This window comes from Chelatococcus asaccharovorans (assembly GCF_003201475.1).
GTDB lineage: Bacteria > Pseudomonadota > Alphaproteobacteria > Rhizobiales > Beijerinckiaceae > Chelatococcus > Chelatococcus asaccharovorans.
This window is the reverse complement of the sequence record NZ_QJJK01000004.1, coordinates 8,631-34,533: the sequence shown is the minus strand read 5'-3', so window position 1 is coordinate 34,533 and position 25,903 is coordinate 8,631. Positions and strand designations below refer to the sequence as shown.

Here is a 25,903-nt window from a genome sequence, read left to right as displayed (position 1 = left end):
CCGGGGATGACACGCGCGCGAGCGTGGAATTCCAGTTGAATGTCGATTGGTCCTGGAATCGCGGCTATGACGAGATCGTCGAAGCAGAAAGCTGATATGTCCTCGACCCCGGCCATCATGATCCAGGGCACCGGCTCGAATGTCGGCAAGTCGCTGCTCGTCGCCGGGCTCTGCCGGTATTTCGCCGGCCAGGGCCTGCGCGTGCGGCCGTTCAAGCCGCAGAACATGTCGAACAATGCCGCCGCCGTCGAAGGCGGCGAGATCGGGCGGGCGCAGGCCCTGCAGGCGCGGGCGGCCAGGGTGGCGCCGTCGGTCCATATGAACCCGATCCTCCTGAAGCCGGACAGCGAGCGCGGGTCGCAGCTCATCGTCCACGGCCAGCGCTTTGGCCGGCTTGAGGCCCGCGATTTCACATCCAAGCGCGAGCGCCTCCTGCCCTTCGTCATGGAGAGCTTCACGCGCCTTGCGGGCGAGGCGGACCTCGTCATCGTCGAAGGGGCCGGCAGCCCGGCGGAGACCAACCTGCGCGGCGGCGACATCGCCAATATGGGCTTTGCGCGCGAGGCGGGCGTGCCCGTCATTCTCGCCGGCGATATCGACCGCGGCGGGGTCATCGCGAGCCTGGTCGGCACCCATGCGGTGCTGGATGCGGACGACCGGGCGATGATCCGCGGCTTTCTCATCAACAAATTCCGCGGCGATCCCGCGCTGTTCGCCGCCGGGCTCGACACCATCGCCGCGCGCACGGGCTGGCCTTCCCTCGGCATCCTGCCCTGGTTTCCGGAGGCGGATCGCCTGCCGGCGGAGGATGCGATGGACCTGCGCCGCGCGCGCCCGAACGCAGGCGGGACCATTCGCATCGCGGTGCCGGTGCTGCCGCGCATCGCGAATTTCGACGATCTCGACCCGCTGCGGCTCGAGCCATCCGTGACTCTGACCTTCATAGAGCGCGGGCAGGCCCTGCCCGGCGATGCCGATCTCGTCATCCTGCCGGGCTCGAAGGCGACGATCGCCGACCTCGCCGCGTTCCGCGCGGCGGGCTGGGACATCGACCTTTCGGCCCATATCCGCCGCGGCGGAGCCGTCCTCGGCCTGTGCGGCGGCTATCAGATGCTTGGGCGCACGATCGCCGACCCCGACGGCCTCGAAGGTCCCGCCGGGACGGCCGAGGGCCTCGGCCATCTCGCCATCGACACGGTTCTCGCCGGTGATAAGACCGTGCGGCCGGTGCAGGCGGAAGCCCTGGATTACGCGACCCCCGTCGAAGCCTACGAGATCCATCTCGGTCGCAGCAGCGGCGCAGATTGTGCCCGCCCCCTGTTCCGGCTCGATGGCCGGCCGGAAGGCGCCCGCTCGGCGGATGGCCGGGTTCTCGGCACTTATCTGCACGGGCTGTTCACGGCAGACGCCTTCCGCCGGGCTTTTCTGGCGTGGCTAAGCGGCACGGCGACAACCGGAATTGACGGCCCATCAATCAGGGATGGCAGGGCCGACAAGGCGCTGGCCTACGACATGACAATCGAGGAAACACTCGATGGGCTCGCCGCCCATATCGGCCGCCATCTCGACACGGAGGCTCTGCTCGCGGCGGGGAGCAGCCGCGCCTGACGAAGGCCGTCCAGGGCACAGTCCCAGGCGTAACTACGCCATTTTGGTGGTGGAAGGCCGGTCTGCGGTGACCTTCCCGCGATCGGAGAGATAGAGCGCGATGGCATAGAGAAGAATGAGCCCGCCGCCGATGAACAGGAGGTCATCGACGAAGCCGGTGGTGCGCATGCCGATGACGACCTGCCCGATGGCGCTGAGGATAGAGCCGGCGGCAAAGACCGGCAGACTCTGCCGCCCGATCACGCAGAGCGGCGCAAACAGGGCGCCGCGCTTGGCCATCAGCGTCAGTCCCGAGTGGTAGAGCACATAGGCGAGCGCCAGGAAGTGGATCATCCGGATCGGCGCCAGATGGGTCTTGCTCATGTCGACCACGCTGTTGAGCTGCGCAGGCAGAGCGGGCAGAAAACCGAAAGCCTTGGTGACGACGAAAGCCGATGCGATCAGGATCGCCACACAGACCGCAAACAAGCGCCGATCGAAGCCTATGCCCTCGCCCGCACGCAGGCTGATGCCGATGAACATGCCCGCAGCAAACAGGAACTGCCAGGCGAAGGGATTGAAAAACCAGCCTCCCGCGACCGGCCAGGTGGGGAAGTTCCAGCCATATTCGTGCGCAAGCAGGTAGATCAACGCGGACACTGCCAGCATCAGACGGCTGTCGAGCCGGGCGAGCAACAGGAGCACCGGTGCCCAGAGCAGGAACACGATATAAATCGGCAGAATGTTGAAATAGCCGAGCTGATGGCTGAGACCGGTCACCGCGACCACGGCCCGCATCGGATTGGACAGGAAGAGATCCCGCCCATGCTCATGCATGATCGTGTTATCGTCGAAGACCAGCGCGCCGAGGGCAAAGATGACGATCGCCGCGAAGGACATGGCGATCTGCACGCCGTAGAGCGTCACGACCCGGCTCATGATGGCGCGAAAGCCACCCCACGGCTCGCCTCCGAGACAGCGACCGCCATAAGCCAGAACCACCGAGACGCCTGCCAGGAACACGAAGGCCTCTGCCGAATCGCTGAAGCCGACATGCCGGTGCGTCATAATCTCGAAGCCATTGCCTGGCACATGATTGATGAAAATCATCGCGAGGACGATCCCCCGCCAGAAATCAATGCCGTCAATTCGCCTCGATCCGCTCATCGCAATGTCCAACTTAACAATAAGTTACCGCCAGCCCAGTTCCGCATGTGCAGGTTGCGCACGTCGAATCGCAACCCACGCAAATCACCTATTGAAATATTTCCGCTTCAGTTTGGTTCCTGCCATCGAATCGATCGGCAAGCTTCATCTGGACCTTTATCCTCAAAAATCGGGCCATGAGATGGCGAGAAAAGCGAATGGACTCAATAAGGTCGATCTTGAGCGCGAAGCTCGGCTGGCATGGCGCCGCACCGGCGCTCGCACATTGACAAAAGCGTGATGTGAGCGGATATCCCGCACGACCCATGGCCCGGCTTGACCTCATCCCCTCCCTCAAGAAGACGTTGATCGTGATCCACGATCTCGTCGCGACGGCGCTTGCCGTCACGCTCGCTTTCGTCATCCGTTTCGAGGGGGGGCGGCTCGCGACCCGACTGGAGCTCTTGCCGTCGATTCTGCCGGTCTTCCTGCTCTATGCCGCGGCCATCTACTGGCTGTTCTCGCTCTACAAGTCGAAGTGGCGCTTCGCCTCGCTGCCGGACCTGTCGAACATCGTCCGGGCCGCGACGGTGCTGGCCCTGACGCTCCTGGTCGTCGACTATGTGCTGGCGTCGTCGACGTTCTACGGCTTCTTCTTCTTCGGCAAGATCACCATCGCGCTCTACTGGCTGCTGCAGGTCGCGCTGCTCGGTGGCCCACGCCTCGCCTACCGCTATCTGAAATACGAGCAGGCCAGAACCCATGCCAAGGATGGCGCCCATCCGGCGTTGCTCCTGGGGCGTGGCACGGATATCGAGGCGCTGCTGCGCGCCATCGAATCGGGCGCCTTCCGCAAGATCGCGGCGGAGGGCATCCTCTCGCCGCGCCAGGGCGAACTCGGCCAGGTCATCCGCGGCGTCCCCGTGCTTGGCAGCTTCGCCGATCTGGAACGGGTGGTCGAGGAATTCCGGGAGCGCGGCGTCTCCATCCGCCGGCTTGTGCTGACCCAGAACGCCCTGACGGGCGACCACGGCAGCGATGCGGAGGGCACGGACCTTCTTCTCCGGGCGCGGCGCCTCGGCCTGCCCCTGTCACGCATGCAGGACGTCGAGGAAGGGGTGAGCGCCGCGGCCCTCCAGCCCGTCGAGATCGAGGACCTCTTGCTGCGGCCGACGGTCGAGATCGATCGTGCGCGCCTCGCCCGCTTCGTGCGCGGGCGGCGCATCATCGTCACCGGGGGCGGCGGCTCCATCGGCAGCGAGCTGTGCCTCAGGTCGGCCGCCTTCGGCGCGTCCCATATCCTCGTCATCGAGAACTCCGAGCCCGCCCTGCATCAGATCACGGAAGCCCTGGCGACCCTCGGCACGGACACGAAGGTCGAAGGCGCCATCGCCGATGTGCGCGACCGGATGCGCATGGACGGGCTGTTCGCGCAGTTCAAGCCTGATGTCGTCTTCCACGCCGCGGCGCTGAAACACGTGCCCTATCTCGAGCAGGATTGGGGCGAAGGCATTCGCACCAATGTCTTCGGCTCGATGAACGTGGCGGATGCGGCGGTCGCGAACGGCGCCAAGGCGATGGTGATGATCTCCACCGACAAGGCCATCGAGCCGGTGTCGATGCTCGGCGCCACCAAGCGTTTCGCCGAGATGTACGCGCAAGCGCTTGACGCGGAGATGGCCAGCGCCGCGGGTGGCACCGGCCACCAGAATGGCGGCACGCGCCTCATCGCTGTCCGGTTCGGCAATGTGCTCGGCTCGAATGGCTCGGTTGTCCCGAAATTCAAGGCGCAGATCGCGCGTGGCGGCCCGGTGACCGTCACCCATCGTGACATGGTGCGCTATTTCATGACCGTGCGCGAGGCCGTCGACCTCGTCATCACGGCGGCATCCCACGCCGATGGCGAGGGCCGGCAGACTGGAACACCCTCACCCGCTCCGGTCACGAGCAACGCCGCACCCCGTGAACAGGCCTCCGTCTATGTGCTCAAGATGGGTCAGCCGGTCCGCATCTATGCGCTCGCCGAGCGCATGATCCGCCTGGCCGGCTTCGAGCCGGGCACCGATATCGACATCGTCGAGACCGGCATCCGCCCCGGCGAGCGGCTGCATGAGATCCTGTTCAGCCAGCAGGAGCCGATGGCCGAAACCGGTATTGACGGCGTCATGGCCGCCAAGCCCCTGTTCGCCGATCGCCAGTATCTTGCGGCGCGCCTGGCCGCCCTCGTGGAGGCCATCACGCGTGGCGATCGCCTTGCCGCCGAAGCGATCCTCGAAGAGGCTATTCCCGAATTTGCCGCGCGAAAGTCGCGGCCGACAGCCGACGCAGCTGCGGCAGCGTCTGCACCTCCGGCACAAAGCCGCTCTGCCTGAGGGCTGCGGCATCGACCGCGAGCGAACCGGCGAGCCGCGCAAAGGCATCGCTCTTCCCGGCCAGCACGCATAACGACCGCAGCAGGCCTTCAGGGACCGCGATAAGCCCCGGCGCTCGCCCTAGGCCCTGCCGCAGGGCAGCGACGATCTCGCCCACCGTCACCGGCTCGGGATCGGCCACGATGAAGGCCCGGCGCGGCGCTTCGGGCAGCTCCAGCATATGCCGCACCGCCCCGGCCAGCGTCTCGACGGCCAGGAGTGAGCGCCGGCCCGTCAGGCTTTTCAGCGGCAGCGGCAGGGGAAGGCGCGCCAGCCGCAGCAGGGCGCCCATATTGCCCCCGACGCCTTCGCCGTACACGAGGACCGGTCGCAGCGCCGCCCAGGCCCCGCCACGCTGCGCCAAGGCCTCCTCGGCCGCGCGTTTCGAGCGGCCATAGGCATCCTCGGGCTGGAGAGGATCGTTCTCCGTCAGCACGCGCGCGGCGGTCGGGCCGGTCTGGGCACGGATGGAGGAGATGAAGACGAAGCGGCGTTCGAGCCCGGCGGCTTCGGCGAGCGCCACCGTCGCCAGCGTATTGATGCGATGGTAGCGCTCCTCGGCGATGCCCGGCCCCGCGTGGGCGATCCCCGCCGCGTGGACGACCGCGTCCACCCCGGCAAGCGCCGCGCGCCAATCGATCGGGCGATCGAGATCCCCCACGACGACCTGCTCGACGTCAGCCGGCAAGGTCACCGGCCGGCGCGTGGCCGCGCGGACGGTGTAGCCGGCGCGCAGGAGATCGGCGGTGAGATGGCGCCCGACAAAGCCCGTCGCACCGGTCAGGAGGACCCGCCGCGCCATCAGCCCCTCCGTCCCGCGAGAGCCGGACGCGGCCGGGAGAAGCGCGCCAGCACGACGGCCACCGCGCCGATGCCGGCCACGACGAGCCCGGCCGTGACGAGCGGCCCATCGACGAGGAGCGCGGCCGTCGCCAGGGCGGCGAGCCCAAGATTGAGCGCGAAGACCGTTCCGACGACATCCATCACCGTGAAGCCGTTGTCGGTGGCACGCTGGTAGAAATGACTGCGATGGGCCTGCCAGACCTTCTCGCCGCGCTTGAGGCGCAGGAGGAGCGTCAGCGTCGCATCTGCGAGATAGTACAGCGGCAGGAGAAGTGCCGCGGCGAGATGCCCTCCCCCCGCCAGACGGTAGAGCATGAACCCGAGGATCAGGCCGATGGGGAGCGAGCCGACATCGCCCAGGAAGAGCCTCGCCACCGGGCGGTTGAAGGGCGCGAAGCCGATCATCGCCCCGCACAGCCCCACCGCGACGATCCCTACATCGATCGGCAGCGCGCCCATCAGCGTGAACGCGGCCAGTGCCGCCGTGACGGGTACGACTTCCGCAACCGTGATCCAGTCGAGCCCGTCCATGAAATTGACGAGGTTGACGAACCAGACGCCGGCCAGGACGACGAGCACGAACTCCACGGGTGCCGGGAGGATGGCCGGAAACAGCCTGATATCGCCCGCGGCGATCAGCCCGAAGGCAACCGCGCCGATCTGGATGGCAAGCCGCGGCAGCACCGGCAGCGGGCGGATATCATCCATAGCGCCGACCACAGCCAGTGCGACGGCGGCAACCGCCACGACAGCAAGGGGCAGCAACGCCGCCGGCGCCAGTATCCAGACCCCGGCCCCACCCGCGGCGAGCACGGCGGCCAGAACGGCGATGCCCCCGCCTTGCGGCGTCGGCACGCGGTGGCTGGAACGGGCGTTCGGACGCGCCAGCGCATAGCGCTGCATGAGTGGGAAGAGCAGGCGGACGAGAGCCGCTGAGACCCCTGCCGCAGCGAGCCCGACGCCGGTGAGGCCTGCCAGAAGGGATACCGTCATGCCTCACGCTGTCCTTGCCTGCCGGGGTGGAAATACCGGCAGGACAATACCGATCGAGGCTCCGGCGGCAAGAGACGAGCGCGGCAAGAGACGAACGTCACCTCCAGGAGGACACGTCGCACCTCATGGCGGGCAGGAAAAATCAGGCAGGCACTTCCACCGCGACGGGCTCGAAGACGAGCGACTGTCCCTGCCGGGCGATGAAGGACCCCGGCATCGCCTTGGCAAGGTCCGCCTCCATGTCGAGCAAGAAGGCATCATTGTGCATGGGGTGCATGTGGAACGCTGCGAGTTGCTTCACCCCGGCGCGGCGGCAGAGCTCGATGCCGGCAGTGACCGTAGAATGGCCCCATCCCCGGCAATGGCTGTATTCATTCTCGCAGAACATCGCATCATAGATGACGAGGTCGGCGTTCCTGACGAATTCAATCAGGTTCTCGGGGGGCCAGTTCTCGCCATGCTCGACGTCGCTGACGTAGCAGACGCTGCGCCCGCCCTGGTCGAAACGATAGGCGGTTGCACCCGAAGGGTGATCCAGCGGACAGGTCCGCACGCTATGATCCCCGATCGTCAGAGTCTCTCCTGCCCGGAAGCCGTTGTAGGTGAATTTTGCGGGCAATTGGGCGAGCGTGACGGGGAATATCGGCGGCGAGAACAATCGCTCCAAAGGCTTCTCGGCAGTCTCGCCATTGAGGTTGCCGCACGAGATCCGGATGGTCTTGTCTGCTTGCAAGGCCGGTTTGAAAAACGGCAGCCCCATCACATGGTCGAGATGCAGATGGCTCAGCAGGATTTCGATCTGCTTCGGCGCGGTCTCCTTGATCGCCAGGCCGAGATTGATGATTCCCGTGCCGGCATCGATGATGAAGAGCTTGCCGCCGCAGCGGATCTCGACACACGGCGTATGGCCACCAAAAATGGTATGATCCGTTCCGCAGACCGGAATCGAGCCGCGAACGCCCCAAAACTTGACGAGGAGCGCATCATCGGCTGGAGCAGGATAGGCGCACATCGGGTATCATTACCTCAAAAATGCCGCAAATTCCGTGCGCTAACACACACGAGGGATGTTTCGCCACAATTGCCACAATCAATCCGCTCTGCGAACCCATTCAGCCTAATCAGCACCATGAAGATCGCGATGTGGCAACTGCCTTCTGACATAACAGGCGGCTCCTTGAAGCTCCATATGGGGGCGGAGAATGGAAAAATCCACGCAACGTCAATCCGTTCGCTCGCAATGCCAGAAAATTAGCATTAAATTCCAGATGCTTGTGACGACTTGTGCACAAACGCACATGGTGAGCGCTATGTTTTCGCCGCGACGGCCGATTCGCTCGCAGCAAGCCTAAGCGGCGCCCCCGCCGTGACATCCTCCGCCTCGGCTTGACCGATCCGGATGTGATCGCCTTCGAACCGGACAATCTGCGAAAACCCGCCGAGATCGAAGGTGGAGGGCACGACGGCGACGAGGCTGCCATCCCCCATGTCCGAATCCAGACGCTTCATCAACGCGGCCGCCTCTGCAATGGAGAGGCCGTCGAACACGCGGTCGAGGATGAGGAGGTCCGGACGGCGGACGAGACAGCGCGCCAGATCGATCAAGGCTGTGTTCAGATGCTGGAGGCGCTCGGCGCCATGGCTGACATGGGCCGAAAGCCCAAGGCGCAGCACCTCTTCGCCAAGACCGAGATCGCTGAGAACGCGCCGCGCTGTCGCGTGCACCTTGTCTTCGGCGCCCGCCACATCATAGGCGATGCGCCCGAACAAGAGGTTGTCGCTGAGGGAAGCGGCCGCACAGATCTCGTCCGGCTCATAGAAGGAAATCGCCGGCCGCAGGCTCGGCGGGAGCAGCCGCGCGAAGGTATGGCGCGCCGCGACAAGGCGCTTCTCCATCGCCTCATCGAGCATGCCGAGGCGATGCCGTGCTTCGCAATAGCGCAGCGCAAGGGCGATCTGCCGGTCGCGATCGCGCCCGGTCTCGGCCGATCGACGGCGCTCCGATCGGCGTGCAACCATGTCCGCACAGAGGCCGCGTTCGGTGGCGCTGAAGAAGGCGAAGCGCTGGAACAAGGGATGGCCGTCCGGGACGCCGTCGAAGATCTCAACGAGACTTGCGGCAATGGCGAACCCCATCTCCGACAGCGGCCGCGTCAGATCCTCGGCTTCGAGAACGGCCCGCAGGAAGGGATTGGAGGCGAGATGAACCTCCCGGAACGTATCGCCGACGGGCACGCCGTGCAGGATGTTCTCGGCAACAGTACCGTAGCGATTGTAGCGATTCGGCTCGAAGGGATCGACCAGATCCCCCATGCCGGCAGCCGACAGCTCCGCGCGGATCGCGCGGCGGACCTCGACCACGCGCTCCGCCAGCCGCGATGAGGTCTGGCTGCTGACGCTCGTGGAGAGGCCGAGCGCATAGGCGTCATCGTCGATGCCGGCCGTGCGCATCACATCGCATAGCAGCGCATCGACGTCCTGCCCGTCGAGGTCCGGCGCGCCATAGAGAATGTTCTGGCGCAAAGTGCCATCGAGCACGATGGGTGTGTGGCCGGCCAGGGCGACGCGCCGGGCGCGGCGCGCGGCGGGCACATGCAGGAGATTGACGCTGTCCAGCGTGATCTCGCCCGACGAGGGCTCCAGCGCGCCGCCGAGCGCCGCCGCGATGATATGTCCGCCACCCTCGTCATCCGTCACCAGCGCCGCACGCGTCGGCAGGGGAATGTCGAGGTCGATGGCCGAAAGCCGATGGCTGGTTACGGGGTCGAAGATCGATGCCCGCTCGATGCGGAGAAGGCTCCAGCGTTCCGGCAGATCCGTATCGGCGAAGCGCCTCGTCCGCGCCTTGAGGTCGCCGATCGAGCGCGCGATCTCGTCGAAAAGCTGGGTCGCGGCATGCCGCTCACGCGTCCACATGGCCATGGCCTCGACCGGGCGGATCACCAGGAAGGCAGCGCTGACGGCCGCCAGCAGCCCGCCAGGCGTTAGTTTGTCCTGCATCATCAGCCAGCCGCCGACGATGAGAATCAGCACCGGCATGCCGTCACGCACCGTGCGCAAGGCAATGCCGAGCCAGGTGAGTTGGCGCAGCGGCGGCCGGTTCTTATTCGCAACGCCTGCCAGGCGCTCGGCAAAACGGCTGGCCTCGCCCTCTGCCGTGCCATGCACGCGGATGGCAGGCAGACGCTCGATGGCATGACGTCCCATCTGGATCGCCTCAGCCTCTCCCGCCGTCGTCCGCCTCATCGTCGTGTCTCGCTCCGCCTCGCGGGCCGGGACAAGCATCGCGTCGAGCACCGCGGCCGCCATCAATGCCAGGCCGAGCCAGAGGCTCAGGCTAAACGCGAACAGAAGCACGATGGCGCCTTCGGCAATGAACAGCGCGGGTGCGGCGATGGCCCGTCCAAGGAATGGCGTGACGGCCGCAACCCGGTGTCCGAGCGAGGTGATCGCATTCTCGGCTGCATCGCTGGTTGTGCGTTCCGAGACCAGATGGCGAAACAGAATGAGCCGAAGGTCATCGGCCAGGACAGGGCCAAGGCGCGCGCTGATCAACCGGATGGAGACCCGGAGCAGCGCCCTGAGCAAGACAAGGGCTCCAGCGATCATCGCGCCGACGAGGAAGGCCTGGTCGCGCGTCAGGAGGAAGCCCGGGAACAGCACCCGCTCGCCACCGAGATGCGGTGACAGCGGCAGGGCAAGGCGCAGGAAGGCCGTGACGGGCCCATCCGCGCCGGCCTCGCCGAGGAAGACCATGTCGACGAGTTCGCGCGGCACCAGGAGCAGGAGCCACAGGACTGGCAACAGCGCGAGAATGATAAGGAGGGCCAGGCAGTGCACGCCCCGGCTGCGGGCCCAGACATAGCGGATCGGATTGCGTTCCATATCTCAAAACCGATGTTCAGCGGCGGGGGCCGGGGAATTCCGCCGCCTTGATCGCATCCTGCCCCGCGCAACTTCAATTCCGATTGGGTGGCGCGGTCAATAAGTTGCTACCGGATGGGTAAAATGAAAGAGGCTGCGGCAAGATCACCTGAAGCGCGCTCAAGGCTCGCCGCAATGCGTGAGTTGGACCTTGACTCAAGCACAGCCAATGCCGACAACCCCTTGCACTCCGGCGCCGCCCGCTCGATAACGCCGGTGCCGTCTAATGCTGCGAAGGATGTCGTTTCATGAGCTCTGAAAACCTCGCTTCCGTCATCGAGACCGCCTGGGAGGCGCGTGCCGAGATCAATGCAGCGACACAAGGCGAAGTGCGCGACGCGGTGAATGAATCGCTGCTCCTCCTCGACAGCGGCAAGAGGCGCATCGCCGAGAAGGATGCGGCGGAAGCGACGGGCTGGCGCGTCAACCAATGGCTGAAGAAGGCGGTTCTCCTCTCCTTCCGTCTCAACGACATGGCCGTTATCCCCGGCGGGCCGGGTGAGGCGGTGTGGTGGGACAAGGTGCCCTCCAAGTTCGACGGCTGGGGCGCGGGTGAGTTCACGGCCGCCGGATTTCGCGCGGTGCCGAACTGCACCGTGCGCCGCGGCGCCTATATCGCTCCGAACGTCGTGCTGATGCCGTCCTTCGTCAATCTCGGCGCCTATGTCGATGAAGGAACGATGGTCGACACCTGGGCGACCGTCGGCTCCTGCGCGCAGATCGGCAAGAACGTGCATCTCTCCGGCGGCGTCGGCATCGGCGGCGTGCTCGAGCCGCTGCAGGCCGGCCCGGTGATCATTGAGGACAACTGCTTCATCGGCGCCCGCTCGGAAGTCGTCGAGGGCGTGGTCGTCGGCGAAGGTGCTGTCCTGTCGATGGGCGTTTTCATCTCATCATCCACCAAGATCGTGGATCGCGCCACCGGCGAAGTGTTCTACGGCCGCGTTCCGCCCTATTCCGTCGTGGTGCCGGGCAACCTGCCGGGCAAGCCCCTGCCGGACGGAACGCCGGGTCCCTCGCTCTACTGCGCCGTCATCGTCAAGCGCGTCGACGCCCAGACCCGCTCCAAGACCGCGATCAACGAGCTGCTGCGGGATTGATTGGGGCGTGAGGTCTGCGCGGATTTCAATCCGCGCGGCCCCTGCCCTCGACTGCCCATTGCGCCACCAGCCGGTCGCCAGCGACCACATGCAGCACGTCATGCATGTTGATGGTCGGATCGCAATGCGGAACCGTGCATTCGACGACCGTGCCGATGGGCAGGGTTGCACAGCCGGCTGCCGGAAGAATGCGGCCGAACTCGTCGCCACACCACTCGATCGTGCCGACCAGCCTGTCGCCGCTCGGGCCGGGAAGCAGCACGCGCGGCGCCGGCCCATCCCAGGCGAAGCTCTTGCTGCCGCCGTCGGTGATGGCAAAACCGGCCGAGGAGTGGCCGATCACAGTCACGGCAACCCGCAGGGCCGGGCCGAAGACAAGCGCGCCGCGCCCGGCGATATCGACAGAGTTGTAACCCTCATCCATGAAGACGTAGGAGCCCGGCTGCACTTCGGTGAACAGACGGCGCTCGGCATCCAGCACATGGCTGCCGGTGCCACCGCCGGATATGATGGCAGGCGCCAGCGAGGCCGCCTTGAGCGCGTCCAGCATCGGCACCAGCCGCCGGACGGCCTCGTCATTGGCCGCGCGCCGCGCGCCGAAATCATCGATATGCTGGATGCGCCCCTGATAGGCCTGCACACCCGCGTAGCGCAGATAGGGATGGTCGGCGGCAGCAAGCGCCAGCGCGACGGCCTCGGTCGGCTCCGCCACGCCGCTGCGCAAGAGGCCGACATCGAGATCGACAACCACGTCGATGCGCGTGTCGTGACGCCGGGCGGCTTCGCCGTAAGCGGCGATGAGATCCGCCCGGTCCACAACGACCATCAGCCGGGCACCGCGCGCCGCTGCGCGCGCCAGCGCATCGATCTTCGCAGCGCTGGCGACCGGCGCCGTCAGCATGAGGTCCTCGATGCCGGCCTCGAAGAGGGCGAGGAGTTCGCCCGGCTTGGCGCAGCAGATGCCGAGCGCACCGGCCGCCAGTTGCCGCCGCGCGATCTCGGCTGATTTATGCGACTTGGCATGCGGCCGAACGCCGATGCCCGCGGCGCGGCAGGTCTCGGCTAGCGTCGCTAGATTGCGCTCAAAGAGCGGCAGGTCAAGCACAGCCGCCGGGGTCTCGAGATGGGCGCGGCTCGCCGCCTTCCCGATCTTCGGCGCATTCAGCGCCGCAGCACCGACGGTGTTCATCACGATTGTTGCTCCAGTCCACGCTCCCGACGAAGACGCTGCGTTGCCACCGCGTCCACGGTCAGATCATCGCCCACGACGACCGCATAGTCGCGCAACGCCCCCTCTCGTGTCACCTTGCCTTCGCGGATATCGTCGAGTACGCGCCACGGCTCCCGCATCAGCGGATTGCCGTAGCCGCCCCCACCCGCACCGGTCAGGCGGAAAACCTCGCCGGCATGGGCGGTGAAGCTCTCCATCGGCATGGTCGGCAGGTTGCGCGCGCTGCCATCCAGGCGGACCAGGAGATGCTCCGACGGCGTCCCCGTGCCGCCTCCTTCAACCCCATAGGGCGGATGGGCGCGGCGATCACCGCGCAGGGTGAAACGCGCGTCCGTGAGAAACCTGAAGCTGCGCACGAAGGCGAGGCCGCCGCGGAACTCGCCCGGCCCGCCGGAGTCGGGCACCAGGCCATAGTCCAGCACCTCGATCGGCATATCCGTCTCGATCATTTCGATCGGCTGGTTGGACAGGTTGGCGGCCGGATTTGAAATGCCCTCGATGCCGTCCTTCGTGGCGCGCGCGCCCCAGGTTCCGACGACCATCTCGTTGAGCACGAAAGGCCGCCCCCGATGCAGGCCGCCGGAGGCCAGCAGATAGGGCCCGCCTTCGGAACCGCCGATGGCGCGCTCCGGCACCACCTGTGCCAGCGCCTGCATGATCGCGTCGAACACCCGGTAGCCGACGACGCCACGGGCGCCGCAGGCGGCGGGATAGCGCGGATTGACGAGGCAGCCTTCAGGCGCACGCACCGTGATAGGCCTGAGATAGCCCTCGCAATTCGGAATGTCCTGTTGCGACAGGCAGCGGATGGCACTGAAGGCGGCCGATTCCGGCAAGGAGATCGGGCAGTTGATGCTGGCTGCCACCTGGTCCGCCGTGCCGGTGAAGTCGATGTCGATGGTGTCGTCGCCGACGGTGACGGTCGCCACGATGGCGAGCGGCGCCGGGTTCTCCCCCACCCCGTCGATATAATCCGTCGCGCGATAGACGCCGTTGGGCAGATCGCGGATCGTCTGGCGCATCATCGCCTCGGCATGGTCGTGCAAAGCTTCGATATAGCTGTCGAGCTGCGCCTTGCCGTAGCGCGAAACCAGCGCCTTCAGCCCCTCCTCCGCCACGTTGCAAGCGGCGATCTGCGCGCGGATGTCCCCCAGCACCTCGACCGGCGAGCGCGTGTTCGCCTCGAGGATGCCGAAGACGGCGTCATTTGCTTTGCCGGCTTCGTAAAGCTTGAGCAGCGGCAGCCGGAGCCCCTCCTGCTGGATCTCGGTCGCGTAGATGGCAACGCTCCCCGGCACGATGCCGCCGAGATCGGTGTGATGGGCGACGGTCGCCGCGAAGCCGGCCAGCACGCCATCGGCAAAGATCGGCTTGAGGATATAGACATCGGGGAGATGCTGCCCGCCGGACCCATAGGGATCATTGGCGATCAGGACATCGCCCTCCTTGAGGGTCGCGCCGAAGCGCTCCCGCACGAACTGCATGATGCGCGGGAAGGAACAGAGCTGGATCGGCAGCGTCAGGCCCTGCGCAATGACCCGGCCCTGCGCATCGCAGAGGCCGGTTGAGTAATCCATGATATCGCGCACGACCGGCGAATAGGCGCTGCGCATGATGATCAGCGCCATCTCGTCGGCGGTGGAGGCAAGCGCGTTGCGGATGACCTCGAGGGTGATCGGATCGATGGCGGAGCCGACGGCCGGGCGAGCGGTCGCGTGGACATCCCTCATGTCAGTGTCGCGCAAGTCAGTATCGCTCATGTCCGTGTCGCTCATGCCGCTTCTCCACTGAGCGCGATGACGATGTTGCCCGCGGCGTCGAGGCTCGCCGCCTGGCCCGGGCCAATGATCGCGGTGCTGTCATAGTCCTCGACCACGAAAGGCCCGCGCCGCGGCGTGGCGTCCAGTTCACCACGACCGATGACCGCCACGGTCGCGGGCGCACAGTCGGCCGCGAAGACGACCCGCCGGTCGGCGCGCCGCAGCGGCCTATCCGGGTGAAACTGCGGCGGCGGCGCCACCAGCGGCAGCCGCACCGTGAGGCGCGCATTGACGAGATGCACCGTGTCACCTTGTGAGCGATGCCCATAGGTGCGCTCGTGCTCGCGATGGAACAGCTCCGTCAGTTCCTCCAGCGCCAGCCGCTCGGCCGGCACCGTGAGCTCGTAGGCCTGTCCGACATAGCGCAGGTCGGCCGCGCGATGGAACGTGGCACCCGACTGGTCGTAGCCTTCAAGGGTCATGATGCGGCGGGCGTCGGCTGCGAGCTCTTCGAACAGGGCGGCGAGGCCGGCGTCGTCGAGCTCGCCGGCGCGATGCCGCGACGGGCGCACGAATTCCTGCTCCACATCCGAGCGCAGAAGCCCGAGCGCGCTGAATACGCCGGCGGCGCGCGGAATGATGACGCGCCGGATGCCGAGGGCCATGGCGACCTCCGTCGCCACCACCGGCCCGTTGCCACCGAAGGCGATCAGGGTCGACTGGCGCGGATCGCGGCCGCGATAGGTGGACACCGCCTTGACGGCGCGCGTCATGGTGGTGACGGCGAGCGTCAGCACGCCGCGGGCCGTGCGAGACAGTTCAAGCCCGAGCGGGCGCGCCACCTGATCGTTGAGCGCCGCGCGCCCGGCCTCCGCCTGCAGCGGGAAGGTGCCCCCGGCCAACGCCTCGTCATTGATATAGCCCAGCGTGAGGAAGGCATCGGTCAGCGTGGCCTGCTTGCCGCCAAGGCCGTAGCAGACCGGGCCGGGCCAGGCGCCGGCGCTCTGGGGGCCGACGGAGACCTGGTTCATCCGGTCGATACCGATGAGGCTGCCGCCGCCGGCGCCGATCTCGGAGACGTCGATGAACGGCATCTTGATGGGGTAGCCGCCCCCCTTGACCAGCTTGCTCGACAGGTTGATGCCGGCGCCGACCTCATATTCCGTGGTCCGCGCGGGCTCACCATCCTCCACGAGCGCCGCCTTGGCCGTGGTGCCGCCCATGTCGAAGGAGATGATACTGGGCTCGTCGCGCCCGGGAAACAGCCGCGCGCAGGCGATGACGCCGGCCGCCGGCCCGGACTCTACGAGCGATGCGGCACGGCGCACCGCCGACTCGAGCCGCATGATCCCGCCGCCCGAATGCATCATATCCACCGCGCAGGTCACCCCGATGGAGGCGAGCCGCGCCGTCAGGGCGCTGGCGTAATTGCGCACCACCGGTCCGATATAGGCATTCACGACCGCCGTACTGGTGCGTTCATATTCGCGGATCTCGGGAAGGATCTCGGAGCCCCGGCATATATAGACATCAGGACCAAGCTCGCGGCGCAGGATTTCCTCCGCCGCGATTTCATGGGCGGGATTGGCATAGGCATGCAGGAAGCTGACGGCGACCGCCTCGGCGCCGCCTTCCCGGAATTGCCGTGCCGCGGCCACGACATCGTCTTCCGACAACGGCAGCCTGACGCCGCCGTCCGCACTGAGCCGCTCGCGCACCTCCAGCCTGAGACGCCGCGCCACGAGCGGCTTCGGCTTGTCGTATTGCAGGTCGTAGAGCACGGGAATGCGCAGCCGCCGCATTTCCAGCACGTCGCGGAAGCCGGCCGTCGTCAGGAGGCCCGTGCAGGCCCCCTTGTATTCCAGGATGGCATTGGTCGCGACCGTTGTCGCATGGACGATGCCGGTGATGCGATCCGGCGTGGTCTGGAACTCCTCGACCAGCGCCTTGATCGCCATGGCGATGCCACGGCTGTAATCGTCGGGCGTCGACGGCACCTTCCGGGTCTCGATCAAGCCATCGTCGCGTGCAACGACAACATCGGTGAAGGTTCCGCCGATATCGACGCCTATCCTGTAACTATTCTGGGACATTGATGTCGTCTCGACATTCCATTGTTAAGCGTTCAGGTCCGTTCGACCAAATCTTGAACCGTGAATACGCCATGATCGACTGCGGTCGGCGGCGGCTCGAACACATCACCCCGTAAAGAGTTCTGGCTGGATGGCCGGTCTTTTCGTCCCGCAAGGCCCTTGGGCACGGCGGAAATCAAAAGCCTGGTGTACGCATGTTGCGGATTGTCCAGCACGTCACGGCATGCGCCCTGCTCGACGATGGCACCATTCCGCATGACGATGAGCCGGCTACATAATGTGCGGACAAGGGCAAGGTCGTGGCTGATGAACACGAGCGTCAGGCCGAGTTCCCGCGTGAGCCGGGCGAGCAGATTCACCACCTGCGCCTGAAGCGATACGTCGAGCGCGGACACCGGCTCATCGGCGAAGAGGATATCCGGCTGCATGGCGAGCGCGCGGGCAAGCCCGACGCGTTGGCGTTGCCCGCCGGACAACTCGTGCGGCAGGCGCGGCGCGAGTTCGACGCCAAGGCCAACCAGCGCGAGCAGTCCATGGGCCTCTGCCCGCCGCGCAGCGCGGGCAACGCCACGCAGCGCCAATGTCTCGGCGAGGCAGAGCTCGACCGTCTTGCGTGGATTGAGCGCGCTGCTCGAATCCTGGAACGCCATCTGCACGCGCCGACGCCACGGCCCGGCATGATCGCGCATCAGTTCAGTGAGATCCGCGCCATCGAGCAGGATCTGGCCCGCGGTGGGGGCGATGAGCCCGACCGCGAGACTGGCCAGGGTTGATTTGCCGGACCCGCTCTCGCCGACGATGCCCACCACGTCGCCCCGGTGGATATCGAGCGAGACGTTGTCGAGCGCGACAAACGGCTTGGCCCGCGCCAGCATCCTGTCGAGGAAGCCGCCGCGCGGGTATGATTTGCTGACGCCCTGGAGGGACAGGAGGGGCTCGCTCATTGCGGCCTCCAGCAGGCGAGCCGATGCGCCTCGGCGGCGACCAGAGGCGGCATCTCCGTCGCGCAGAGGGCCTCGCGGCAGGGGCAGCGCGGCTCGAACGGGCAACCTGCCGGCATGCGGCCGAGGCGCGGCGGCGTTCCCTCGATGGTCGCGAGCGGCCCGACCGGCCCATCCAGCCGCGGCACGCAGGATCGCAGCAGCCTGGTATAGGGATGGCGCGCGGCGCGCTCGATGGTCTCGACGGGCCCATCTTCGACGACCTTGCCGCCATACATGACGACGACGCGGTCGACGATCTCCGCGACGAGCTGCAAATTGTGGGAGATGAAGACGACCGCAAGGCCGAGATCGCGGCGCAAATCGGCGATCAGGTCGACAATCTGCGCCTGCACCGTCACATCGAGCGCTGTCGTCGGCTCATCGGCGATCAGAAGGCGCGGACGGCAGGCGATCGCCATGGCGATCAGCGCGCGCTGACGCATGCCGCCGGAGAACTCATGGGGATAGGCATCGAGGCGCCTCCCCGCGTCGCGGATGCCGACCCGCTCCAGGGCCTCGGCCGCCACCCGCCTCGCCTCGGTCTGGCCGACGCCGCGATGGGCGCGGACCACATCGGCAATCTGCCGTCCGATGGTGAGCGCCGGATTGAGCGAGCTCTGCGGGTCCTGGAACACCATAGCCAGGTCGCGACCGCGGAGCCTGCGCATCTCCGCCTCGCCGAGCGCCGTGAGATCGCGCCCATCGAATGTGATGCGCCCGCCGGTGATGCCGGCGGTGCTGCCGAGCAGGCGCATCACCGCCAACATGCTGAGACTCTTGCCGGAACCGGACTCCCCGACGATGCCGACGGCCTCGCCGGGCGCCACCGTGAAGTCCACGCCGCGCACCGCCTCGATCACGCCGCCACCTGCCGCGCGGAAGCCGACGCGCAGTCCTTCTATGGCCAGAAGGGGGCTGCTCGTCGCGGACGGGCTCGTTCCAACCGTGCTCATGCGACCAGCGTCCTGGCTTCGCTGCGCGGATCGAACAGGTCACGCACGGCATCGCCGAGCAGGTTGAACCCGACCACCGTGAGCGAGATGGCGAGGCCCGGGAAGACCGGCAGCCACCACTCGCCGGAATAGATGGCGCTGCGGGCATCCGACAGCATGGTGCCCCAGCTCGGGCTCGGCGGCTGTACCCCCAGCCCGACGAAGCTGACGGAAGCCTCGATGACAATACCGATGGCGACCAGCAGCGTCGCCTGGACGATGATCGGCGAGAGGCAGTTGGGCAGGATGTCGCCCAGCACGATATCGCGGTGTCGCGCGCCCTGCAGCAGGCGCGCCTTGACGAAATCGGCACGCACCACGCGCTGCGCGACGGCATAGGTGACGCGACCGAACACGGGCGAAAACAGCACGCCGACCAGCAGCACGATCTTCGCCTCGTTCGGCAGCGCCACTGGCCCGATCTGCACCGGGCCAACCCCGAGGATGCCGACGATGGCGATGGCCCAGACGAGCAGCGGGATCGCGGCGATGCCATCGATGATGCGCATGACGAGCTGGTCGCCCAGCCCACCCTTGTAGGCCGCGAACAGCCCCGCCGACACGCCGATGAGTGCGCCGATGACCACCGCGCCGATCCCCACGGTGAGCGAGGCGCGCGCGCCATAGATGACGCGGCTGAACACATCGCGGCCGGCCTGATCGGTGCCCAGCCAATGGACCGCATCCGGCGCAGCGAGCCTGTCCTCCAGCCTGACCTCGATCGGATCGAACGGCGCGATGAACGGCGCGAACACGGCGCTGCCAAGCATCAGCACGACGAAGGCGGCGCCGAGCCAGCCGGTCCAGTCCACGGCGCGGAGAGCTTGCGACCAGTGGTTCATGCCGTGCTCCTCTGGCGAGGGTCCAGGGTGCGGTTGACGAGATCGGCGATGAGATTCGCGAGAACGAAGATGACGGTGAACAGGAAGACGATACCCTGTAAGAGCAGGAAATCGCGCTGCGAGATCGCATTCAGCAGAGCGCGGGACAGCCCCGGAACATTGAAGACCTGTTCGATGATCAAGGCCCAGCCGAACATATAGCCGAAGGAGAGCGCGGCCAGATTGATGACCGGTGGCAAGGCGTTGACGAGCGCATAGGCGACGACTTTCCAGGACGGAAGCCCCATGGCGCGCGCGGTGCGCACATAGTCCCCCCTGAGCGCCTCCTGCAGGCTCGCCTGCGTCATCCGCGCCAGCACGGCGATGTAGTAGACGGCGAGCGAGACCGCGGGCATCAGAATGGTTTGCACATGCACCATGAGCCCCGCCGAGAGCGGCGCATAGCCGCCGGGCGGCAGGAGCCGCAGATCCACCGCGATGAAGCGGATGAGGATGATGCCCAGCCAGAAGGCCGGTATCGACAGGCCGACGACGGCGCCCAGCCGCGCCAGCCTGTCGAATACGCCCCCCGGATTCAAGGCGGCCGCGATGCCGATGGCGAGGCCGAAAACCAGCGCAATCAGGAAGGCCAGAAGCACGATCGATAACGTCACCGGAAGCGATGCCGAGATTTCAACCGCGACATCGCGGCCGGTGACGAAGGATTTTCCAAAGTCTCCGCGCAGGACGACATCCGCCAGCCACGATCCATACTGCACGAGAACCGGCCGATCGAGGCCGTGGCTCTCCTCGAATTGCGCGATCTGCTGCTGGGTGGCGTCCGCACCCAGAACGATCCGCGCCGGAGAGCCCGGCCCGGAGCGTGTCAGGAGGAACAGCGCCAGCCCGACGAACAACAGCGTACCAATGGACGACAGCATGCGGCCGGCAACGAGGCGAAACATGGGATCCGGCCGCGTCTAGACTTTGGTCTCGCCGACAAACATGGTCAATCCCTGGTTGACCTTGAAGTCCTTCACAGTATCCCGCCAGAGATTCGAGGCGTGAACATAGCCGAGCACACCGAGAGGCGCGTCACGCGCGGCGAGCGTCTGTATCTTGCCATAGATATCCTTGAGCTTCTCCTGCTCCGTCTCGGCAAAGGCCGCCGCGAGCAAGGCATTCATCTCCGGGTTGTTATAGCCTGTGCTCTTCGATAGAACCTGATCCGGCGTCAGGCAGACCTGGATGATATAGCTTGGCTCGCCGGGCGACATGAAGACCTGCAAGGCCATCTGGTGCTCTCCCCGAATTGCCTGCTGGATGAGAACCGAGAATTCATAGACCTTGAGATTGACCTTGACGCCGATCTTGGCAAGCTGCGCCTGCACGAAGATGGCGGCATCCTTGGTGTCCAGCAGATAAGGCTCCGCCTGGATGCTGATGTCGAGCTCGGCACCATTCGGATACTTCGATTTCGCGAGGAATTCCTTGGCGCGATCGAGATTGAAGCCGAGTTCCTTGTCGGCCTCCGCGTTGTACCACCAGCCCCGTGAAGGCGCCGGCACGGCGGACGGCTCGAGCAGCCCGTAATAGACCTTCTCGCCGATCGTCTTGCGGTCGATGGCGCAGGAAATCGCCTTGCGGAAGTTCACGTCGTCGAGCGGCGGCTTGAGGGTGTTGGTGTACATCAAGAGCGCACCGCCCAGCGTCGGGCGGGAGCCACCGGTGACACCCGGCATGGTCTTCAGGCGGTTGAACTCACGCGGCGGCGGCGCGCTGATGATATCGACCTGGTTGGTCAGGAGATAGGCGACGCGGGTCGCATCCTCGGGGATCATCTTGACGACGAGACGGTCCCAGTGCGGCAGTCCCTTCTGCCAGTAATTCGGGTTTTTCTTGAAGCTGATATAGTCGTTCGGCTTCCATTCCTCGAAGATACCGAATCCGGTCCCCACGCCGGCCGGCCGGGACTTGAAATAGTCGTCGCCGTGTTCCTTGCGCGATCCCGCCGGGAAGATACCCATGTATTTCGTGAGGAAATAAAGCCACGGACCATAGGGCTCGCTGAGGTCGAACTGCACCTTGTCCGGTGCCAGCACCGTCACCTTGGTGATCCGCGTGAAGAGAGACCGCCGCGCCGCCTTGTTGCCCGGGTCGAGCAGATAGTCGAAGCTGTACTTCACGTCCTCCGCAGTCATCTTCTTGCCGTTCTGGAACGTGACGTCGTCGCGTAATTCGAAGACATAGGTCTTCTTGTCGGCGGAAATCGTCGGCGAGGCCTTCGCGAGCTGCGGCCGCAAGACCCCATCGACATCATATTCGACCAGGTTCTCGAACACCGTTTGTCCCAGTACCATCGCATCATGATTGAGCTGGTTGATCGGATCGATGGTGATCGGGTTGCTCGGCAGCACGATCGTCAGCGTCTTGCCGTCGTTGGGTTGGGCATGGAGCAGACTGGCTGGCAGAAAGGAGGCTAACGCCCCCGCGGCACCCCCGGCAAGCAAGCGGCGACGGTCTGTCTGAATATGATCCATCGAAGTCCCCCTCTTTTTGTGACGGTCACCGCGCGGGACACGAGGGCGCGGCCAATCCAGTCAGCGTATCACCGGGATGGCACTGAAAAAAAATAAGAAGACTTGGCCACTTGATTGGAATTGGCTATCATGTCGAATGGCGACATACGCGGCGCCAATGGATCGCGATCCCAACCATGCGCTACACCTTCGGTCAGGCAGAGGCCTTCTACTGGGTGGCCCGCCTCGGCGGTTTTCGTGCCGCGGCTGCACATCTCAACCTCTCCCAGCCGACCGTCAGCCTGCGCGTGAAGGAGCTCGAGCGCATCCTTGGCGGTGAGCTTTTCGATCGATCTCTGTATCGCCCCGTGCCGACGTCGCTCGGCGCGAGCATCTACGGCGACGTGGAGCGCATGCTGGCCCATGCGGAGCTGGTGCAGCGCCGCTCACGCGAGGATTTACCGGGCCGCGGCCTTCTGCGCATCGGCGCGGCCGATTCCTTCGCGGCGCGGATCCTGCCGGATCTGCTCGCGGCGATAGCGGCCCGGCATCCAAGCCTGCAAGTTGATGTCACGGTGGATTTCAGCACGCGGCTCGAGCAGCTTCTGCTCGACCGGGCTATCGACATCGCCTTTCTGTCCCAGCCGCGCGCCCACGAAAAAATCGTCATCACGCCGCTCTGGCAGATCGATCTCGTCTGGGTCGTCGGGCGCCATCTCGCCTTCGATGGGGATGTGGCGACCCCGGAAAAGCTCGTCGGCCTGCCGATCTTTACCAACAGCCCTCCATCCGGTCTGTTCACCACCATTCAGATGTGGTTCGGCACCCGCGGCCTGAAACCGCTACGGCTGAATACCTGCAACCCGCTGACGGTCATCGCGCGGCTGGCCAATGCCGGCACCGGCGCGGCGCTGCTGCCCCGCGAGATCCTGAGTTTCTCCGGCGCGGGGCTCGACCTCAGGGTGCTGGAGGCCGACCCGCCCGTCGGCGGCCACCACCTCTGCGCCATGTGGTGGGACGCGGAGAGCGCCGGCGAATATGCCTATCTCGCCGATATGGCACGGCACATCGCCCTTGCCCAGGCGGACCATTCCGCCAAGAGCAAATCCGGCTGAGATGGAATCATCCGATGCAGTTCTCAGCCGGTGAGTATTTCCCTACGGCCTGCTCGGAGAGGTTGACGGTTTCGCTGATGACATTGTTCCGCGCGCCTGCGGCGGCAAGGAGAATGCACCGCGCCCGCACCTGTTCATCGGGAGAGGCGGTCTCCATCCAGTGCTCGAGTTCAAGACGCGCGGTCTCGGAAAGCGTGATCGGCTGCGCCTTCATAACTTCCTCCGGTGCGAGGATCGGGCATGGCGACCGGTGCGGCCTCAGATTGGAAAGTCGGCATGCATGGTATTGAAAACTAGGGCATGCTGTATTTGGATGGAATCCCACGGTCATCCCGGGGCGTTGCGCAGCAACGAGCCCGGGATCCATAAACACGCGGCCCGAGAAAAGACGCATCGGACTGGGCCTCCCCGGTTAAGCGTGGTGTTCATGGGTTCCGGGCTCGGGCCTTCCGGCCCGCCCCGGAATGACATCACGGTTCCGTATAAAGTCAGCATGCATGGTATTGAAAACTAGGGCCCGGCGCGTGCGCCGAATCCTGAAACGCTGTCACCCACGGGAATTGGATGATTTTCCTTACGCTTACTGCGTAAAGGCGAGTTCGGTGTAGTTGATCGCCATCACGCCGGTCAGCTCGACGATGTCGGTGATGTCGAAGTTGTAGGTCTGGTGATCGAACTGGAACTGCGTGCTGACGATCTTGGCACCCGAGACGTGGGCGTCGCCGTCGCTGTCAAGCCAGGTCACGATCAGGACATCGTCAACCGAGAGGTTGCCGAAGCCCGGCGAGCTGGACAGCTCGTTGGCGCCGCCGAACTGGAGCGACTTCGCCAGCGCCTGGCTGTTGGCGAACGCACCAACGGCCTGGAAAGCATTGGCGCTCCGGAACGGCAGCTGCTCCACATCCGTGTGGCCGCTGATCATCTGGAACACCACCTTCAGACCAACAAGCTGGTTGACGATCGGTTTCAGGCAGACGCCGTCGCCATTGACGAGACTGCCACCGAACTTGCTGTTCATATTGCTGACATCGAGAACGATGAGGTCACTGCCGTCGTAGCTGAAGTCGGAGATCACGTTGTCCGACACCTGCGCACCGCCGACGGTGGCCTGGCCGATGTTGTTGAAGATGGCGATGTCGTCACCGGTGCCAAGAGCGATGAAATTCTTGCCCGCGGTACAGGTTATAACATAGTCATTTCCCGAACCCGCATTGACGAAATTCGTACCTTTGCCAGTGTAGACGAAGTCATTTCCGCCGCCGGCGGCGATGTTGTCGCCGCCAGAGCCGGCGTTGATCCAGTCACCGTCAGCATGACTCTCAAGGCCACCAGAACCGAGGCTGTTGATGTTGTAGAAGTTATCGTCGAATACGTTGCTACCGACCGGGCCGAAGCCGACGCTCCCTTTCTCGTTACCGGAGTTACCGTTCGTGCCTGTAAAGTTCACACCGGTCGTATCATTCTTGAAGTCGACATGGACGGTATCAGCAGTGAGGTCGGCGTAGTTCTGCGTCCTGATCGCCTTATTGGGGAATGTGAACCAGTGGCTGCCATCGCTGGCAGGAGCATTCAGTTGGGGATGGGTTGGCGTAACGCGACGTATTACTTTCTCGTTAGACGCCACTACTTCTGGATCAAGAGCCATGGTCGGATCCTCTCAAGACAAAAGGGGCAGGCCAGGCCACAAGCTAAGGCGTCTGCCGCAGCGGCGGCTATACAGTGTTCTTAATACTCAGACAAGCACACAGCAAGCCTGTTCTACCCCCCCTTCCAGCGGCCATTGTCGCAAGTATCGATAAATATATATATTTTTCCGTAAGAAAAATATCAACGCTCACACCAATGCAGCGCATAACGGCTTACGGAATAACAAGTCATTACCACAACCATACGGCAAATATTACACCTCGGAGCAAGCGTCGTGCCTTCAGGGCAAGCTGGAAACGTCGCATTCTGGGCGCGTTTCCTGACAAGGCATGGCGCGCGCGCCTGCCCATAGCGCAGGCGCCTGACGCGGCACAGCCGGCGTCAGCAAGCTCGGGCGCCGTCTCGCCTTCGATGGGGATGTGGCCACGCTGGAAAAGCGCGTCGGCCTGCCGATCTTTACCAACAGCCCGCGCTCCGGGCTGTTCACCACCATTCGGATGTGGTTCGGCGCGCGCGGCCTGAAGCCACTCAGGCTGAATACCTGCAACCCGCTGATGGTCATCGCGCGGCTGGCCAATGCCGGCACCGGCGCGGCGCTGCTGCCGCGCGAGATCCTGAGTTTCTCCGGCGCGGGGCTCGACCTCAGGGTGCTGGAGGCCGACCCGCCCGTCGGCGGCCACCACCTCTGCGCCATGTGGTGGGACGCGGAGAGCGCCGGCGAATATGCCTATCTCGCCC

Annotated in this window: 21 protein-coding genes; 6 read left to right on the top strand and 15 right to left on the bottom strand. The window is 65.4% G+C overall.

The annotated features are described in order from the left end of the window. Positions 1-96 precede the first annotated feature (96 nt). Complete coding sequence (locus C7450_RS10145) at positions 97-1,608, top strand: cobyric acid synthase (RefSeq protein WP_110374340.1); 1,512 nt, start codon at positions 97-99, stop codon at positions 1,606-1,608. 33 nt (positions 1,609-1,641) lie between these two features. On the opposite strand, the gene C7450_RS10140 is transcribed toward C7450_RS10145, so the two are convergent. Then, positions 1,642-2,697, bottom strand: coding sequence for an OpgC family protein (locus tag C7450_RS10140; protein WP_245449590.1), 1,056 nt, complete (start codon positions 2,695-2,697; stop codon positions 1,642-1,644). On the opposite strand from C7450_RS10140, the gene C7450_RS33925 reads away from it, so the two are divergent. Beyond that, a complete protein-coding gene (locus C7450_RS33925) occupies positions 2,687-3,034 on the top strand; it encodes a 3'-5' exonuclease family protein (RefSeq protein ID WP_170147174.1) in 348 nt (115 codons plus the stop codon). The two genes, C7450_RS10140 and C7450_RS33925, sit on opposite strands and share 11 nt — an antisense overlap. Before the next feature lie 25 nt (positions 3,035-3,059). After that, positions 3,060-5,105, top strand: coding sequence for a polysaccharide biosynthesis protein (locus C7450_RS10130; RefSeq protein ID WP_110374337.1), 2,046 nt, complete (start codon positions 3,060-3,062; stop codon positions 5,103-5,105). On the opposite strand, the gene C7450_RS10125 is transcribed toward C7450_RS10130, so the two are convergent. From C7450_RS10125 to C7450_RS10110, 4 genes are all read right to left on the bottom strand, one after another. Next, on the bottom strand, positions 5,014-5,946 hold the full coding sequence (locus C7450_RS10125) for an NAD-dependent epimerase/dehydratase family protein (protein WP_110374336.1): 933 nt from the start codon (positions 5,944-5,946) through the stop codon (positions 5,014-5,016). The two genes, C7450_RS10130 and C7450_RS10125, sit on opposite strands and share 92 nt — an antisense overlap. Then, positions 5,946-6,980 carry an MraY family glycosyltransferase gene (locus C7450_RS10120; protein WP_110374335.1) on the bottom strand — a complete coding sequence of 345 codons (1,035 nt, stop codon included), beginning with the start codon at positions 6,978-6,980 and terminating at the stop codon, positions 5,946-5,948. The genes C7450_RS10125 and C7450_RS10120 overlap by 1 nt, the downstream gene beginning before the upstream one ends. A gap of 142 nt (positions 6,981-7,122) precedes the next feature. Then, positions 7,123-7,992, bottom strand: coding sequence for an MBL fold metallo-hydrolase (locus C7450_RS10115; RefSeq protein ID WP_110374334.1), 870 nt, complete (start codon positions 7,990-7,992; stop codon positions 7,123-7,125). 296 nt (positions 7,993-8,288) lie between these two features. Then, positions 8,289-10,865: an ABC transporter ATP-binding protein gene (locus C7450_RS10110; protein WP_110374333.1), complete on the bottom strand. Its 2,577-nt coding sequence runs from the start codon at positions 10,863-10,865 to the stop codon at positions 8,289-8,291. Positions 10,866-11,152: 287 nt separating this feature from the next. Here C7450_RS10110 and dapD point away from each other — a divergent pair, with 287 nt between their 5' ends. Further along, entirely contained in the window at positions 11,153-12,004 is an 852-nt protein-coding gene (dapD, locus tag C7450_RS10105; RefSeq protein WP_110374332.1) for a 2,3,4,5-tetrahydropyridine-2,6-dicarboxylate N-succinyltransferase, read from the top strand. Between the two features lie 25 nt (positions 12,005-12,029). Here the strand turns inward: dapD and C7450_RS10100 are convergent, their stop codons facing one another. Genes C7450_RS10100 through C7450_RS10065 form a run of 8 tightly spaced genes read right to left on the bottom strand, consistent with a single transcriptional unit; the run spans position 12,030 to position 22,424 of the window. Next, the gene (locus tag C7450_RS10100) at positions 12,030-13,193 is read right to left on the bottom strand and encodes an alanine racemase (RefSeq protein WP_110374331.1); all 1,164 of its coding nucleotides are present in this window, start codon (positions 13,191-13,193) and stop codon (positions 12,030-12,032) included. After that, a complete protein-coding gene (locus C7450_RS10095; RefSeq protein ID WP_110374330.1) occupies positions 13,193-15,010 on the bottom strand; it encodes a hydantoinase B/oxoprolinase family protein in 1,818 nt (605 codons plus the stop codon). The genes C7450_RS10100 and C7450_RS10095 overlap by 1 nt, the downstream gene beginning before the upstream one ends. Further along, positions 15,007-17,088: a hydantoinase/oxoprolinase family protein gene (locus C7450_RS10090; protein WP_110374329.1), complete on the bottom strand. Its 2,082-nt coding sequence runs from the start codon at positions 17,086-17,088 to the stop codon at positions 15,007-15,009. Before C7450_RS10090 ends, C7450_RS10095 begins: the two co-directional genes overlap by 4 nt. A 32-nt stretch (positions 17,089-17,120) precedes the next feature. Beyond that, complete coding sequence (locus C7450_RS10085; RefSeq protein ID WP_110374328.1) at positions 17,121-18,032, bottom strand: ATP-binding cassette domain-containing protein; 912 nt, start codon at positions 18,030-18,032, stop codon at positions 17,121-17,123. Continuing rightward, on the bottom strand, positions 18,029-19,024 hold the full coding sequence (locus C7450_RS10080) for an ABC transporter ATP-binding protein (protein ID WP_110374327.1): 996 nt from the start codon (positions 19,022-19,024) through the stop codon (positions 18,029-18,031). Before C7450_RS10080 ends, C7450_RS10085 begins: the two co-directional genes overlap by 4 nt. Then, positions 19,021-19,905, bottom strand: a complete 885-nt coding sequence (locus C7450_RS10075) for an ABC transporter permease (RefSeq protein WP_110374326.1) — start codon at positions 19,903-19,905, stop codon at positions 19,021-19,023. Before C7450_RS10075 ends, C7450_RS10080 begins: the two co-directional genes overlap by 4 nt. Continuing rightward, the gene (locus tag C7450_RS10070) at positions 19,902-20,849 is read right to left on the bottom strand and encodes an ABC transporter permease (protein ID WP_110374325.1); all 948 of its coding nucleotides are present in this window, start codon (positions 20,847-20,849) and stop codon (positions 19,902-19,904) included. Before C7450_RS10070 ends, C7450_RS10075 begins: the two co-directional genes overlap by 4 nt. Before the next feature lie 15 nt (positions 20,850-20,864). Beyond that, a complete protein-coding gene (locus C7450_RS10065; protein ID WP_110374324.1) occupies positions 20,865-22,424 on the bottom strand; it encodes an ABC transporter substrate-binding protein in 1,560 nt (519 codons plus the stop codon). Positions 22,425-22,600: 176 nt separating this feature from the next. Between C7450_RS10065 and C7450_RS10060 the strand changes: the two genes are divergently transcribed. Continuing rightward, the gene (locus C7450_RS10060) at positions 22,601-23,518 is read left to right on the top strand and encodes a LysR family transcriptional regulator (RefSeq protein WP_146227313.1); all 918 of its coding nucleotides are present in this window, start codon (positions 22,601-22,603) and stop codon (positions 23,516-23,518) included. A gap of 7 nt (positions 23,519-23,525) precedes the next feature. Here C7450_RS10060 and C7450_RS10055 read toward each other — a convergent pair whose 3' ends face one another. Continuing rightward, positions 23,526-23,732, bottom strand: coding sequence for a hypothetical protein (locus C7450_RS10055; protein ID WP_110374322.1), 207 nt, complete (start codon positions 23,730-23,732; stop codon positions 23,526-23,528). A 366-nt stretch (positions 23,733-24,098) separates the two neighbouring features. After that, a complete protein-coding gene (locus C7450_RS10050) occupies positions 24,099-25,163 on the bottom strand; it encodes a calcium-binding protein (RefSeq protein WP_146227312.1) in 1,065 nt (354 codons plus the stop codon). 421 nt (positions 25,164-25,584) lie between these two features. On the opposite strand from C7450_RS10050, the gene C7450_RS33920 reads away from it, so the two are divergent. After that, positions 25,585-25,903: LysR substrate-binding domain-containing protein (locus C7450_RS33920; protein ID WP_170147176.1), on the top strand; the 319-nt coding region annotated here is incomplete at its 3' end.

Excerpts from the sequence above, each read along its gene's own strand:
- C7450_RS10145 (WP_110374340.1), top strand. The coding sequence starts at position 97 with ATGTCCTCGACCCCGGCCATCATGATCCAGGGCACCGGCTCGAATGTC.
- C7450_RS33925 (WP_170147174.1), top strand. The coding sequence starts at position 2,687 with ATGAAAATCATCGCGAGGACGATCCCCCGCCAGAAATCAATGCCGTCA.
- C7450_RS10140 (WP_245449590.1), bottom strand. The coding sequence starts at position 2,697 with ATGATTTTCATCAATCATGTGCCAGGCAATGGCTTCGAGATTATGACG.
- C7450_RS10130 (WP_110374337.1), top strand. The coding sequence starts at position 3,060 with ATGGCCCGGCTTGACCTCATCCCCTCCCTCAAGAAGACGTTGATCGTG.
- C7450_RS10125 (WP_110374336.1), bottom strand. The coding sequence starts at position 5,946 with ATGGCGCGGCGGGTCCTCCTGACCGGTGCGACGGGCTTTGTCGGGCGC.
- C7450_RS10120 (WP_110374335.1), bottom strand. The coding sequence starts at position 6,980 with ATGACGGTATCCCTTCTGGCAGGCCTCACCGGCGTCGGGCTCGCTGCG.
- C7450_RS10115 (WP_110374334.1), bottom strand. The coding sequence starts at position 7,992 with ATGTGCGCCTATCCTGCTCCAGCCGATGATGCGCTCCTCGTCAAGTTT.
- C7450_RS10110 (WP_110374333.1), bottom strand. The coding sequence starts at position 10,865 with ATGGAACGCAATCCGATCCGCTATGTCTGGGCCCGCAGCCGGGGCGTG.
- dapD (WP_110374332.1), top strand. The coding sequence starts at position 11,153 with ATGAGCTCTGAAAACCTCGCTTCCGTCATCGAGACCGCCTGGGAGGCG.
- C7450_RS10100 (WP_110374331.1), bottom strand. The coding sequence starts at position 13,193 with ATGAACACCGTCGGTGCTGCGGCGCTGAATGCGCCGAAGATCGGGAAG.
- C7450_RS10095 (WP_110374330.1), bottom strand. The coding sequence starts at position 15,010 with ATGAGCGACACGGACATGAGCGATACTGACTTGCGCGACACTGACATG.
- C7450_RS10090 (WP_110374329.1), bottom strand. The coding sequence starts at position 17,088 with ATGTCCCAGAATAGTTACAGGATAGGCGTCGATATCGGCGGAACCTTC.
- C7450_RS10085 (WP_110374328.1), bottom strand. The coding sequence starts at position 18,032 with ATGAGCGAGCCCCTCCTGTCCCTCCAGGGCGTCAGCAAATCATACCCG.
- C7450_RS10080 (WP_110374327.1), bottom strand. The coding sequence starts at position 19,024 with ATGAGCACGGTTGGAACGAGCCCGTCCGCGACGAGCAGCCCCCTTCTG.
- C7450_RS10075 (WP_110374326.1), bottom strand. The coding sequence starts at position 19,905 with ATGAACCACTGGTCGCAAGCTCTCCGCGCCGTGGACTGGACCGGCTGG.
- C7450_RS10070 (WP_110374325.1), bottom strand. The coding sequence starts at position 20,849 with ATGTTTCGCCTCGTTGCCGGCCGCATGCTGTCGTCCATTGGTACGCTG.
- C7450_RS10065 (WP_110374324.1), bottom strand. The coding sequence starts at position 22,424 with ATGGATCATATTCAGACAGACCGTCGCCGCTTGCTTGCCGGGGGTGCC.
- C7450_RS10060 (WP_146227313.1), top strand. The coding sequence starts at position 22,601 with ATGCGCTACACCTTCGGTCAGGCAGAGGCCTTCTACTGGGTGGCCCGC.
- C7450_RS10055 (WP_110374322.1), bottom strand. The coding sequence starts at position 23,732 with ATGAAGGCGCAGCCGATCACGCTTTCCGAGACCGCGCGTCTTGAACTC.
- C7450_RS10050 (WP_146227312.1), bottom strand. The coding sequence starts at position 25,163 with ATGGCTCTTGATCCAGAAGTAGTGGCGTCTAACGAGAAAGTAATACGT.